Genomic DNA, 13,194 nt, shown 5'->3' on the forward strand with positions numbered 1-13,194 from the left:
GCTTCCTTTCAGACGTAGGCGCCGGCGGAATAGGTGAGCTCGTAGGAATGGCTGTAGAGCTCGATGACGTTGCCGAACGGGTCCTCGCAATAGACCATCCGGTAGGGCTTTTGCCCCGGATAATAGAACCGCACCTGCTTCATCCGCTGCCGGCCGCCGAGCGATTCGATGATCTTGACCCGCTCCTCGAGATTTTCGTCCTGCAGGCAGAAATGGAAAAGGCCAGGCCGCCAATATTCGAATGGCTTTTCCTCCGGCGCCGTTCTGGGGAATTCGAAGAGCTCGATACCGATGCCGTCGCCTGTCGAGAGATGGGCGATGCGGAAGCTTCCCCACCCGGGACCGAACACATCGTCGCACATCTGTCCAATAGCGCTGTCGTCGTGCCGGATTTCGGTCGGCGGCATTATCACGTAGAAGCCGAAGGCCTTCGCGTAGAACGCGACCGCCTTCTCGAGATCTGGGACGGTGACGCCGATATGGGAAAACGTGATGGCTGTCATTGCGCTTTCCTCCTTTCCCGCCGTGCGCCTCGCGCCGAGTGCAGCAGACCGAGGGCCCAGACGAATCCGCGGCTGAGCTCGCCGCGCCACATGTCGATCGCCACGGCCAGAACGATGATCGCGCCGATCACGACATTCTGCGTGGATGTCGCCACAGCATTGAGGTTCAGTCCGTTCTGAACGATCGTTACCGTCAGCGCACCGAAGAGAGTGGCCACCATGTCACCGCGCCCGCCCGCGAGGCTAGCGCCACCGATCACGGCTGCGGCAATCGCCTGTAATTCGAGGCCGGCGCCGTAGTTGGGCGAGCCCGAATTCAATCGCGCCGCCATCAGAACCGCCCCGATCGCCGCCATCAGGCCAGCCAACGTGAACGCGCAAAGCTGGATACGCCGCACCTTGATGCCGGATAGCCGCGCCGCCTCGGCATTGCCACCCACCGCATAGATCGAGCGTCCGAGGCGGGTGCGCCGCATAAGCCAATGGGCGACCGCGAAGAACAGAACAATATAGATCAGGGGAAGCGGGATGCCGGCCAGCCTGCCGTAGAACAGCGGCTCGAGACGATCCGACGCCTCGAAGACGGGCGAGCCGTTGTTGAACATGAATGCTAGGCCGCGATAGGCGCTCAGGCCGGCGAGAGTGGTGATGAAGGCCGGAATGCGGAGATAGGCGGTGATCGCTCCGTTGAGGGCGCCGATCGCAGCGCCGGTGGCAAGAGCGAGCACAACGGCAGGCCAAAATCCGAAGCCCCAGAATTTCAGCATCATGGCGAGCAGCATTGTCAGAAGCGCGATCATGGATCCGGGGCTCAGATCGATGCCGCCGACGATGATTACCGCCGTGGAACCGATCGCCACGAGAGCGACGATGCTGACCTGAAGAGCGAGATTGTTTAGGTTGCCTGGGGTAAGGAAACGGTCCGTCGTGGACATGACGAGAAGCGCAACGACGATCGTGGCGATCGCCGGGCCGGTGACGGGAAGGAAAAACAGACGCTTCATGCCGCATCCCGCCTTTCTCCGGCGCCCATGAGCTCGGCCTTGGTCAGCGTCTTCGCCTCGGCGATGCGCATGATGCGGCCCCGCCGCACAATCGCGATGCGATCAGACATGGCGAGCAGCTCCTTGTCGTCGGAGCTGATCAGTATGACGCCTTCCCCCGCTGCGGTCAGCTCGTTGATCAGCCGGTAGATGGCGACCTTGGCACCGACATCGATGCCTTTGGTCGGCTCATCGAGAATGAAGACCTCCGCATTGGCGTTCAGCCATCGCGCGAGCAGGATCTTCTGCTGATTGCCTCCTGACAGCCGGCCGACCAGCTCGGTTTCGGCGGCACGGCTTACTCGCAGGCTGCGGATGAGATCGCCCGCCACCTTGCGCTCGCGCGCAAGATCGAGCCAGAGACCACGGTCGAGATCGGCGAGGCTTGCGGCAGTGATGTTCTGCGGGCCGGTGAAGTTGAAGAACAGGCCGTCGATATTGCGGTTTTCGGTGAGGAGCGCGATGCCGGCGGCGATTGCGTCCGCCGGGCTGCGAATCACTTGCGCCTTTCCATGCAGCCGAATTTCTCCGCCGGCCAGCGGCACCACGCCGAACAGGGCGCGCGCGATAGCGCTTCGGCCGGAGCCGAGCGGCCCGCCAAATCCGAGCACTTCGCCGCGATGGAGAGTGAAGCTCACGTCATGGAGCGTGGGATCGGCGGAGATGCCGAGCGCTTCCAGAAGCACCTCGCCCTGCCTGCAATGGATCTTCGGGTACTGCTCCTCCATCTCCTTGCCGATCATAAGCGAGATGATGGCGCCTACATCGAGCGGCGTGTGGTCGGCTCCGCTGACAATGCGGCCGTTGCGCATGACGCTGACCACGTCGCAGAGATCGACAACCTCGTCGAGCCGATGGGAAATATAGAGGATCGCCGCGCCGTTTTTTCGTGCCCGCCTCAGGAGCTCGTGCAGATGCTCGATCTCCGTCACCCCGAGCGCCGTGGTCGGCTCGTCGAGCACGATCAGGCTCGCCCTCGCCGCCATCGCCTTGGCGATTTCCACAAGCTGCTGCTGCGCGACCGGCAACTCGCCGACCACAGCGTCCGGAGGGATGTCGAGCTCGAGCTCCATCAGGGTTCTGTGCGCCGCCTCGTGCATGGAGCGCCAATCGATGCTGAAGTAGCTGCCGGGCCATCGCCCCAGGAACACATTCTCCGCGACAGTCAGTTCAGGAACGAGAGAAAACTCCTGAAACACCGTGGCAATGCCGAGCGAGCGGGCCGTGAGCGTGCTGTCGAGCGTGACGGGCGCACTCTCGTGCAGGATCATGCCCCCGTCCGGCTGGTGCGCGCCTGAAAGCGTCCGGATAAGAGTGGTCTTGCCGCTGCCATTCTCGCCGACGAGCCCATGGATCTGGTGCCGGCGAAGCGCGAGCGAAACATCGTCATTCGCCAGCACCACGCCGAATGCCTTGCTGATGCCCCGCAACTCCCAGACGGTATCGCTGTCCACGCTCATAACTTCACCATGTGTCACGTGTTGCTCCCGGCGGGATCCAGCGATCTGCCATGCTCCTGCGCATCAATATGCCTTGGAGGGCATCGGATAGAGCGTTTCGGGATGGCGCAGGATCTCGATCACGTTGTTCTTGTCGACGATCTGCGTCGGGGTCTCGACCCAGCCGCCCGGATATTTGTTGTCGAGGATGTCGGCGGTGATGGCGAGCGCGATCTGGCCCATGACAAAGGGCGTTGTGTCGACCGTTGCGGTGACGTTGCCGGCGGCGATCTGCTCCAGGCCGGCGCCGGTATCCCCGTCATTGCCGAACAATAGAAGGTCGGTGCGGCCGAGCGCTTTCGCAGCCTGCGCGGCGCCCATGATCTCGTAATCGTTGGCAGCGAAGATCAACTGGATATCGGGATGCGCCTGCAGCATGTCCATCGCGGCGGCGTTACCGCCCTCGACGTTCCATTTGCCGTCTAGGCTGGCGACGACCTTGAAATTCGAGCCCTTGATGGCGTCGAGGAATCCGCCCACCCGCTCGGTCGAATGATAGCCGGGCTGCCCCTCCAGAATCCCGACGATCATCGGCTTTCCGCCAGTCAATTTCAGGGCATATTCGCCGAGTTTGTGCGTGCCCTTGCGCTGCGAATAGCCGACCACCGCGTGGACAGGGGCAGGAAAGTCTGGAATGTCGGAATTGACGATCACCACTGCAATTCCGGCATCCACCGCGCGCTTCACAAGGGGAGCCGCCGCGTGCTCGTCATGCGTCGAGAGGATGATCGCATCGACGCCGCGCGTGATCACGTCCTGCAGCATGCCCATCTGGCCGTTGATGTCGGCTCCGCTTTGCGGCGCGAGTAGGAAGGTGTCGATGCCGCGCTTGGCGGCCTCCTTCTTTATGCCTTCGCCGATCGCGATGTAGTAGTTGAACTCGGTCGCCGGCGGCATGTAGGCGATATGGGCTTCCTTCGATCCCTTGAAGCTCTTGATGGGAGCCTGGGCCGACGCCTGTAGCGGTTTCGGCGCCGGGTAAGGGTCCTGTGCCCACGCGGCTCCAACGGCCACCCCTATGGCAAGCGCCAGGCCGGTAGCGAGAATTTTCATTGTGCTTCTCATGACGTTCATCCTGTTCTCCCCGAGCGTTGCGCGCTTCCTCCTGTTGTTTCTCATCCGGCGAAAGGCTGGTCTGCGAGGCCGCGCACGCCGGGCCGGAATGCAAAAAGCGCCCCGGCCGTCGGCTCCGCTGCGAGCTGCTCCGGGGTCATGGCCAGCCGTGACGTGGTGATGTAGAGCGTATCCAGTTCCGCTCCGCCGAAGGCGCAGCATGTTGGTTTCAAGACCGGCACCTCGATCGTCCGGTCGGCCCTGCCGTCGGGAAGGATGCGGACGATCCGCTGGCCTTCCCAGACCGCGTTCCACACAGCACCCTCGGCATCTACGCACGAGCCATCCGGAATGCCGGCTTCGCCTTGAAAATCCTTCAGCACGCGGCGGTTGGAGGGGAGGGCTGTGCGAGGATCGTAGTCAAAGGCCCAGATCGTGCCGGCGAAGGAGTCGGCGAAATACATCGTCCGCCCGTCCGGCGAAAAGCAGGTGCTATTGGCGCACCCGACCCCGCTGATGATGGTGGACACCGATCCGTCGGGATCGACACGCACGACGGTGGAAACCGGCTCCGAGGAACCCTCGTTCATGCCGCCGACTATGAAGCGGCCTTGGCGATCGGTGCGGCCGTCGTTGAGGCGCGTGTCCGGATTGTCGGGCTCGAAGCGATGGATGGAGGACACAGCGCCGCTTTCCAGATCGAAGAACGCAATTTGCTTGGCGAAGGCGACGATGAACCCTCCGCTCCGCCGGGGCGCGAAGCAGCACGCCCGGTCGGGCATGGTAACAGAACCGGACCTGCCGGACTCAGGCTCGTACCACCAGAGATGCCAGCCATGGATATCCGTCCACCAGACGCGGCCGTCCTTAGGGTTCCACAGCACACCCTCGCCGTGCTGGTTGTGGCAATCAAGGAGAAGCTCAGCCCTGTCCATGCGATCCTATCCCGGAGCGCTCTTAAAGCGTGGCGCGCCGCATCAAACCGCTTGTCCCATGTGCTGCTGTCTGGTATATCACATTCCAGATGGCAGACAAACCGAAAATATACCGCAATTCCGGCGTTCGGCGCATTGAGCGCCCCAAATCGCTGGCGCAGACGGTTCTTTCACACCTGCGTTCGTCGATCATTCACGGCGACCTCGAACTCGGGCAGCCGCTCTCGGAGCGGCAGCTCGCAGATGATCTCGGCGTCTCGAAGACCCCGGTGCGGGAAGCGCTCGCTCAATTGCGCAATGAAGGCCTGGTGCTGATCTATCCTCAGCGCGGCGCATTCGTGTTCACGCTCAGTGCCCGCGAAGTCCACGAGATCTGCGAGTTTCGGAGCGCGGTCGAAGCGGCAGCGCTGAAGCTCGCGATCTCGCGCAATCCTGAGACCTTCGCGGCCGATCTGGGGGCGGTCGTCACGGAGATGACGGCCGCCCAACAGCGCGGTGATCAGCGAGCCTATCTAGAGCTCGACACCCGCTTTCACGCCACCTTCCTTGAGCATTGCGGCAACAGCTATCTGCGCGACGCCTACGAACGCAATGTCGGCAAGATCGCCGCTCTCAGGACCCATCTCGCGACCAAGCCGCTCCACACCAAGATGTCGTTCCGCGAGCACCGCCAGATGCTGGAGACGGTGCGGCAGCGCGACCTCGCCGCAACGCTCGCCATCCTGGATGTCCATATCGGGCGGACGCGGGAAACCTATTCGGCCGAGATCGAGGACATAGCGGCTGCCGACAAGGAGGTTCCGGAGGCGATGTGATGGCCGAGCCGCTCCTTCGATTAAGCGGCATTTCACGCTCGTTCGGAATGACCCGGGCGCTCCAAGGCATCCATTTCGAATTGCTAGCCGGCGAAATTCACGCGCTTTTGGGCGAGAACGGTGCCGGGAAATCTACACTGCTCGGCGTATTGTCAGGGGTCGTCGCGCCCGACGCAGGCTCGATCGAGATAGACGCTCGACAGGTCACAATCGATACGCCCGCAAAGGCGCAGGCGCTTGGCATCGGGACGGTTTTTCAGGAGCTCAGTCTCGCTCACTCGCTGACGGTCGCGGAGAATGTCTTTGCCGGCCGCGCACCCACCCATTTCGGCCTTGTTCAATGGCGCGAGCTTCGGCGGAGGACGCGGGACATTCTGGCTGAATTCGGTGTCGAAGTGGACGTCGACCGGCCCATGGAGCGGTTGCCGGTCGGCATGCGTCAACTGGTGGAGATCGCCAAGGCGCTGTCGCTCAGCTCGCGGATCCTGCTCCTCGACGAGCCGACCTCCGCGCTCGATGCGGTCGAGGTGGAGGCGCTCTTTCAGGTCTTGCGCGGCCTCAAGGAGCGCGGAATCGGCATTGTCTATGTCAGTCATCGCATACCCGAGGTCTTCCGCATTGCCGACCGGATCACGGTCTTGCGCGATGGGCGGCTGGTGAGCACAAATCATACGGACGCAATATCACCCGATCTGGTGGTGCAGGACATGGTCGGCCGCCACTTCGCGGCGCTGACGGCTCCTTCGGCTCAGGCCGGCGGTGGGGTCGCGCTGAAGGCGCGAAACTTGGGACGACGGGGCGAGTTTTCAGGCGTCGACCTCACCCTGCGCTTCGGCGAAGTGGTGGGGTTGGCGGGCCTGATGGGTGCACGCCGGGACGAGCTTGCGCGGACTTTGGCGGGAATCGTTCCGGTTCATTGCGGCACGATTGAAGTTCGCGGACATCCGGTGCGCTTCCATGATGCCCGTCACGCGATGCGGCTCGGCGTCGCCTATGTGCCTGCAGACCGGAAGGAGGAAGGGCTCTTTGTAACGAAATCGGTCGTAGACAACATCATCGTGACAGCGCTTGGCCGGTTCAGCCGGAACGGACTGCTCAACGCGGCCGCGGGCCGCGAGGCGACGAAAAAAGCCGTCGAGCGCTTTCACATTCGGGTCCCCGGGCTTTGCGCGGCGGCCGCCAAGCTCAGCGGTGGCAATCAGCAGAAACTGATGATCGCGAAGTGGCTGGAAAGGAGGCCCGAGATCATCATAATCGATGAGCCGACCAGGGGCGTCGACATCGGCGCCAAACAGGACATCCATCAGGAAATCCACCGCCTCGCCTCCCAAGGCAAGGCGGTCCTGTTCGTCTCATCCGACCTGCCCGAACTGTTTGCGCTCACCAACCGCATCATCGTAATGCAGCAGGGCCGGATCGCGGCAGAGCTCGAGACCGCAAGCGCAACCGAAGAACTCGTCATGGCCTTCGCTGCGGGAACACGAGGCCATAAAAGTGGAGCGGTGGCATGAGAGCCGAGAACATGCGCCGCCTTACAGTTCAGCTGGTCTGCAGGCAGTTCCTGCGTCTCATCATCGAGACGCGCGAATTGACGCTCGCCCTTCTCATCGTGGCACTCATCATCGCCACCTGGCTGGCCTCTCCCTTCTTCTTCTCCATGGCTAATTTCCGGGCGATCACCGTCGGTATGGCGCCGACCGCCATCATCGCCATCGGCATGACAATGCTGCTCGCCTCGGGCGGTTTCGACCTGTCCGTCGGCTCCGTTCTCGCGCTCGCAAGCACGATCGTGGCGCTGCTAATCATCGACGGCTGGCCGATCCCGCTCGCGGTCCTGGCCGCGCTCGCGCTCGGCGCCGCGATCGGATTGGCGAACGGGCTGGTCGTCACCAAGATCAACGTCAACCCGCTTGTCGCAACCCTAGGCTCGATGTCGATCGCGCGAGGGATAGCACTGGTGCTCACAGAAGGTTTTTCTTTGTCAAACCTGCCGGCCGCCTTCGCCTGGGCCGGCAAGGCGCAGTTTATTGGCATCCCTTTCCTGGTTTAGACGACGCTCGGGCTGGTCGTCCTGTTCGATCTGGCCATGCGGCATGTACGTTTCTTCCGCCAAATCTATTACATCGGATCGAATGAAAGGGCGGCGCGCCTGTCGGGCCTGCCTGTCGAGCGCGTCCGCATCGTCGCCTATATGCTCTCGGGCCTGCTTGCCGCGCTCGCCGGCGTGCTGCTTGCCTCCAGGCTGATGAGCGGCACCCCTACCGCTGGCGCCGGGCTTGAGCTGCAGGTTCTCGCAGCCGCAGTGATCGGCGGCGCCAGTCTGCGCGGCGGCGAAGGGACGGTTCTCGGCGCCTTCCTCGGGGTGATCTTCGTCGCCCTCATCAACAACGCCATGACCATGCTGGCAGTATCGATCTACTGGCAGATGATCGTCACCGGTACCGTGCTGGTGGCCGCGGTCGCACTCGACATGCTCGTGCGCCGCGGCAACGAATGAACCGTCGTCTCGACGGTTAAAGGCAAGGGAGGAAAAAATGACCACACTCGACATGGATCGCCGCGATCTTCTCAAGTTTGGAGGACTGGGCCTGGCGGGCCTCAGCCTGCTGCCTGGCTTCAGCGCGGAGGCGTTGGCGCAGGGAGCCGGGATGGAATATGTCTTCTTATCCTGCGTCACCCAGGTTCCGTTCTGGGTCGACCATCGCAAGGCGCTCGAAGATTGCGCGAAGCTTCTGGGCGTCAAGACAGCCTTCACAGGGCCGCTCGATTTCGACACCGCCGCGCAGGCGCGCCAGCTCGATGAGCTCATCGCCAAGAAACCCGCGGGCCTGCTCATCTTCCCCGCCGATGCCGCCGCGCTCACGCCAGGCATCGACAGGGCAGTGGAGGCTGGCATTCCCGTCGCCATGATCATCGGCGACGCGCCCGGCTCGAAGCGCCAGATCTATCTCGGCATTTCCAACCTCGCGGCAGGCAAGGTCGGCGGCAAGATGCTTGCCGACGCGATCGGCGGAAAAGGGAAGGTGCTGCTCGGCTCGTTCCCGGCCCCCTCCGTTCTGGAGCGTGTGGAAGGCTACAAGACCTATTTCAAGGAGAACGCGCCGGGAATCGAGGTTGTCGATGTCGTCAACGACAAGGCCGACCCCTCTTACGCGCCGACCGCCTACAGCCAGGCTCTGCTTGCCCATCCCGATGTGATCGGCGTCGGCGGCACCGATGGCGACAGCGGCAAGGGGGCTGCGATTGCGGTCACCGAAGCCGGCCTCCAGGGCAAGGTGAAGATCGTCGCCATGGACCGGAACGACGACATGCTGCCCTATATCGAGGATGGGACGATCGTCGGATCGGTCGTGCAGAAATCCTATGTCGAGGCCTTTCTCGGTGTATATCTGCTGCACTGGCTCAACACAGGCGCCATGAAAGTGGTGCCGGACTATAAAGCCGCAGGCATCAACCCACTGCCGGAGAAGGTGGAGACTGGCGTCATGCAGCTCACCAAGGCAAACGTGGCGCAGTTCAAGCACTAGCTAGCTAAGCTAGGCTGGAATTGGGTGCCGAATTAGGCAGCGTTTTTCTTGCCACCGACCTCGGTCTCGCGATCGAGCCGCGCGACGATCACTCCGCTTATATCGCCTCGTGGGCGAAGGTCCTGAAGGACTTGCGCCCCTCGCTCCAGGGCGGCTCGCGCGAGCGGCCGGTGTAGACGTCGAGCACGTGCATTCCCTTGGCAACACGTGCGGCAGCCAAAATAGCTGGCACGGTCTGCGTGGTGAGACGCGCAAAATGCCGCTCGTATCCTTTACTGACAGTTTCCCAACCGGCATGCTCGAATTCACGGCTCGCCTAGAAGCGAAGCTGCCATTCAATGGGGCCCTCGGTCGGCCAGTTCTGGGCCAAGCGTACCTATTGCCAAATGGTGATCGTCGCAAGCGTCCGCATCAGGTGGTTGGAAACCAGCTCCTCGGCGCGCTTGCCGTTGCGGTCGGCAATTGCGTCGACAATCGACTTGAGGTCCTTGTAGGACTGCTGTTTCACCGGGCTAGGCGCTGGCTTGTCGGTGTCGTGACCGTCAAACAGCACGGCGCGGCGGTCGTCCAGGATCGAGACCATGATCTGCTCGAGGAACTTGTTCTTGGTCGAGGCGAACATCTGCCGGTGCAGCGCGTAGATGCTTTCCTTGAAATCTTCCCAAGTGGGGGCGCCAAGGATCACTTCGAGGATGCGGCGCATTTCGACGATCTCGTGCTCCTGCACCCGGCTGACGACGAGGTGCATCATTGCCGGCTCGAACAAGAGACGCCCCTCGACGATCTCGGCGAAGGACGGCACGGCCTCGTGGCTTGCGGCGTTGGTTTGGTCCATGCGCCCGAATATGTCGTGTGCATCGTCAGTGAGGAAGGTGCCGCTGCCGACGCGGCGGCGCACCAGGCCCTGCCGCTCCATCATCGCCAGCGCGCTGCGCACCGCCGTGCGGCTGGCGTTGAGCTGCTGGGCGAGCTCGCGCTCGTTGGGGAGCTTGGCACCCGGCACCATCAGCCCGTCCTTGATGCTGCGCAGCAGCGACCGGTAAACCAGCGACGGGGTCGCCCGGTCTTTGGTGCTGATGGCGGTCAGTTGCGGCAATGCAGTAGTCATGGTCATCAATGCAGATCCTCGAGGTGGTCGGCAATGAGCCGAATCGGCCCACCATTGTCAACGATTCGCGCCCAATCTGGTGCGTTCATCGTCGCAGCGCAACAGGCCGGCCGCTACGCGCCGATTCCGCCAGCACGTCGAGCACGGGAATGGCGTTGTAGGCCTCGCGGTAGCGCTGCAAATAGGGCGTGCCGGCCAGCATCGCCTTGACGGCATGGTCGATTTCGTCGGCCAGCCGCCGGCGATCCTGCCGTTGATCTCGGACCAGAGTTGGGTTTCGCCGCGGCGGTATGCGCGAGCAACTTGTGGTATTCGGCAAACCCAGCGCGCCGGTCATGCCGGCCACCCGGCGACCCGCACCGGATCGAGGTCGGCGACGCCGATCAGCCCGGCGGCGGGATGATCCGCATGGACCCGGGCGTGCCGGCCGCCGAAAAAGCCGAGGCCGATGACGCCGACTCTCAGCGGTTCGATCACGGCCGCCGCTCCGGAATGGTCCAGAAGCGGAAGTTGGCAATGAACGTGGCGAGTTCGCTTGTGACGGCGTCGAAGAAGGCCTTTCCCGCTTCTGGACTGGCGAGCGCCGGGTCGCCAAGGGTGCCGGTGGGCGAAAGGTCGCCGAAGTCGTGGTAGAGGCGGATGGCCTGTGCTCCAAGCAGGTCGGTGGTGAGGTAGCGCGAGCCCGGGTCGGGGTAGGTGGTCTCGGCAAGGGCGATCTTCACCAGCTCGGGCCGGAGGTGCTGGACCATCGAAGTCTCGAACTCGCAGGCGTGGCCCATGCCGCCGCTTTCCGACTTGCGCAGTTTTGCGATCGCCTCGCGCGCGAGGGCAAAGTAGGTGAGCGCAGCGATCCGGGCGGCACCGTAATGGGTGTGGCCGAGCGTTGAGGCCAGCACGTCGATCACGCCGTTATTGCCGCCGTGCCCATTGACGATGAGGATGCGGCGGAAGCCGTGTGTTACCACCGAGGCGACCACGTCCTCGACCACGGCGATCAGCGTTTCGGGGCGCAGCGTTATCGAGCCGGGGAAGCGCATGTGGTGGGCTGAGAATCCATACCAGGGTGGCGGCATGACGATTGTGTCGCCCGCCGTTTCCGCCGCCGCCAGAGACACCGCCTGGGCCAGCAGGGTATCTGTGCCGAGCGGCATGTGGTTGCCGTGCTGCTCGACGGAGCCGAGCGGCAGAATGACCACCGTCGCGGCGCGGTCCAGCGCGCCGATTTCGGGCGAGGTCATTTCCTCCCAGCGCATCATCGCACCGTGAAGGTTGCGGTTTTGAGGTCGCACATGGCGGTCAGCGCGTGTCTGCCGCCGACGCGCCCAGTGCCGCTGTCCTTGCCCGAAACGCCACCGAACGGGATGTGCAGCTCCCAATAGTTCGAGGTGTCGTTGATGTTGACGATCCCGGTCGGCATTTCCTCGACATAGCGGAAGGCGCGGTCGATATCCTGGGTGAAAACCGAGGACACTAGGCCGTAGCGGTTGTCGCGGGCGATCTCGAACGCCTCCTCATCGCTGTCGAAGACGAGCAGTGGCGCCACCGGTCCAAAAGTCTCTTCGCTGTTGATGATCGCATCGCGGGTGACGCCGGTCAGTACGGTGGGCTCGAAGTAGAGCGGGCTCAGGGCGCCCTTCGGGAACTTGCCGCCGGCGATCGCGGTGGCGCCGCGGGAGACGGCATCGCCGACATGCTCAGCCACTTTCCGTGCGACGCCCTCATTGTTGAGCGGGCCCATGGTCACGCCTTCCTTGCGCGGATCGCCGAGGACGACCGCGCGCGCCGCCGCGGCCATGCGCCCGGCAAAGGCATCATAGACCTTGCGGTGGACCAGGATGCGCTCGGACGAGGAGCAGACCTGACCGGCATTGACGAACGAACCCGATGCGGTCGCCGCGGCGGCGCGATCGAGGTCGGCATCGTCGAGGATCACCACCGGGCCGTTGCCGCCGAGCTCCATGATCTGCGGCTTGCCTGCGGCGCGCTGACTGATGATCTTGCCGGTCGCCACGCTGCCGGTAAAGCCCACGGCATCGGTGCCGGGATTGGAGACGATCTCGTCGCCGACGACATTGCCGGCGCCGGTCACCAGGTTGAGGATCCCGGGCGGAAGGTCGGCGTCCTGGATGGCTTCCACCAGCGCCATGGCGACGAGCGAGGTGGTCGGTGCCGGCGTCCAAACGATGCTATTGCCCGCCGCGAGTCCGGGGGCGATGTATTCGACCGGAATGTTGACCGGAAAATTCCACGGCGTCACCACGGCGTAGACGCCGCGCGGCTGGTAGAAGGTCATCACCCTCTTGGTCGGATCCTCGGTCGGGATGGTGGTGCCCTCGAGATATTTCACCAGGTCAGCCGCGAGTTTGAAGCCGTCGGCCGACTTGCCGACCTCGAAATATGCCTCGGCATAGGGCTTGCCCTGCTCGAGCGTCAGCAGCCGCGCCAGTTCCTGGCGCTTTGCTGTGATGGCGTCGCCGATCCGGCGCATCGTCCTGGCGCGATCCCAGGTCGAGACCTTGCGCCAGCCCGGCTGGGCCGCACGCGCTGCGGCGATGGCATCGATCGCCGCCTGCCGCGAACTCCAGCACAGCAGCCCGATGGCACTTTCGTCGATCGGGGAATGCTGCGGCCTGGTCTCGCCCTGCGGATCGCCGCGCCAGTGCCCACCGATGAAATTGGTTTCGCCGTTATGCGCCATCCCGCGACCTGCT

14 protein-coding genes and 2 pseudogenes are annotated in these 13,194 nt (G+C 63.5%); 5 read left to right on the forward strand and 11 right to left on the reverse strand.

Annotated elements, in window-relative coordinates:
• Positions 1–8: 8 nt before the first annotated feature.
• The 5 genes from PZN02_RS26915 to PZN02_RS26935 form a co-directional block, all read right to left on the reverse strand.
• Positions 9–503: a lactoylglutathione lyase family protein gene (locus tag PZN02_RS26915; RefSeq protein ID WP_280662007.1), complete on the reverse strand. Its 495-nt coding sequence runs from the start codon at positions 501–503 to the stop codon at positions 9–11.
• Positions 500–1,507, reverse strand: coding sequence for an ABC transporter permease (locus PZN02_RS26920; protein WP_280662008.1), 1,008 nt, complete (start codon positions 1,505–1,507; stop codon positions 500–502). The genes PZN02_RS26915 and PZN02_RS26920 overlap by 4 nt, the downstream gene beginning before the upstream one ends.
• The gene (locus PZN02_RS26925; RefSeq protein ID WP_280662009.1) at positions 1,504–3,024 is read right to left on the reverse strand and encodes a sugar ABC transporter ATP-binding protein; all 1,521 of its coding nucleotides are present in this window, start codon (positions 3,022–3,024) and stop codon (positions 1,504–1,506) included. Before PZN02_RS26925 ends, PZN02_RS26920 begins: the two co-directional genes overlap by 4 nt.
• 45 nt (positions 3,025–3,069) lie before the next feature.
• On the reverse strand, positions 3,070–4,098 hold the full coding sequence (locus PZN02_RS26930) for a sugar ABC transporter substrate-binding protein (RefSeq protein ID WP_280662010.1): 1,029 nt from the start codon (positions 4,096–4,098) through the stop codon (positions 3,070–3,072).
• Positions 4,099–4,160: 62 nt separating this feature from the next.
• Complete coding sequence (locus PZN02_RS26935; protein WP_280662011.1) at positions 4,161–5,033, reverse strand: SMP-30/gluconolactonase/LRE family protein; 873 nt, start codon at positions 5,031–5,033, stop codon at positions 4,161–4,163.
• Between the two features lie 89 nt (positions 5,034–5,122).
• On the opposite strand from PZN02_RS26935, the gene PZN02_RS26940 reads away from it, so the two are divergent.
• The 5 genes and pseudogenes from PZN02_RS26940 to PZN02_RS32185 form a co-directional block, all read left to right on the forward strand.
• The gene (locus PZN02_RS26940) at positions 5,123–5,848 is read left to right on the forward strand and encodes a GntR family transcriptional regulator (RefSeq protein ID WP_280662012.1); all 726 of its coding nucleotides are present in this window, start codon (positions 5,123–5,125) and stop codon (positions 5,846–5,848) included.
• Positions 5,848–7,359, forward strand: coding sequence for a sugar ABC transporter ATP-binding protein (locus PZN02_RS26945; RefSeq protein ID WP_280662013.1), 1,512 nt, complete (start codon positions 5,848–5,850; stop codon positions 7,357–7,359). The genes PZN02_RS26940 and PZN02_RS26945 overlap by 1 nt, the downstream gene beginning before the upstream one ends.
• 212 nt (positions 7,360–7,571) lie before the next feature.
• A pseudogene (locus PZN02_RS26950) lies at positions 7,572–8,345 on the forward strand (ABC transporter permease).
• Positions 8,346–8,382: 37 nt separating this feature from the next.
• Positions 8,383–9,375 (forward strand): substrate-binding domain-containing protein, encoded by a 993-nt coding sequence (locus PZN02_RS26955; RefSeq protein ID WP_280662014.1) that lies wholly within the window; start codon positions 8,383–8,385, stop codon positions 9,373–9,375.
• Between the two features lie 20 nt (positions 9,376–9,395).
• A pseudogene (locus tag PZN02_RS32185) lies at positions 9,396–9,449 on the forward strand (hypothetical protein); the annotation flags it as partial.
• 23 nt (positions 9,450–9,472) lie between these two features.
• On the opposite strand, the gene PZN02_RS26965 reads toward PZN02_RS32185, so the two are convergent.
• The 6 genes from PZN02_RS26965 to PZN02_RS26990 form a co-directional block, all read right to left on the reverse strand.
• Entirely contained in the window at positions 9,473–9,607 is a 135-nt protein-coding gene (locus tag PZN02_RS26965; protein WP_280662015.1) for a hypothetical protein, read from the reverse strand.
• 144 nt (positions 9,608–9,751) lie between these two features.
• Entirely contained in the window at positions 9,752–10,489 is a 738-nt protein-coding gene (locus tag PZN02_RS26970) for a FadR/GntR family transcriptional regulator (RefSeq protein ID WP_280662016.1), read from the reverse strand.
• A 79-nt stretch (positions 10,490–10,568) separates the two neighbouring features.
• Positions 10,569–10,820 (reverse strand): hypothetical protein, encoded by a 252-nt coding sequence (locus tag PZN02_RS26975; protein ID WP_280662017.1) that lies wholly within the window; start codon positions 10,818–10,820, stop codon positions 10,569–10,571.
• Entirely contained in the window at positions 10,817–10,960 is a 144-nt protein-coding gene (locus tag PZN02_RS26980) for a hypothetical protein (protein ID WP_280662018.1), read from the reverse strand. The genes PZN02_RS26975 and PZN02_RS26980 overlap by 4 nt, the downstream gene beginning before the upstream one ends.
• Positions 10,957–11,721: a creatininase family protein gene (locus PZN02_RS26985; RefSeq protein ID WP_280662019.1), complete on the reverse strand. Its 765-nt coding sequence runs from the start codon at positions 11,719–11,721 to the stop codon at positions 10,957–10,959. The genes PZN02_RS26980 and PZN02_RS26985 overlap by 4 nt, the downstream gene beginning before the upstream one ends.
• Positions 11,722–11,735: 14 nt before the next feature.
• Positions 11,736–13,181 carry an aldehyde dehydrogenase family protein gene (locus PZN02_RS26990; protein ID WP_280662020.1) on the reverse strand — a complete coding sequence of 482 codons (1,446 nt, stop codon included), beginning with the start codon at positions 13,179–13,181 and terminating at the stop codon, positions 11,736–11,738.
• Between the last annotated feature and the right edge of the window lie 13 nt (positions 13,182–13,194).

The organism is Sinorhizobium garamanticum (assembly GCF_029892065.1).
Taxonomy (GTDB): Bacteria; Pseudomonadota; Alphaproteobacteria; order Rhizobiales; family Rhizobiaceae; genus Sinorhizobium; species Sinorhizobium garamanticum.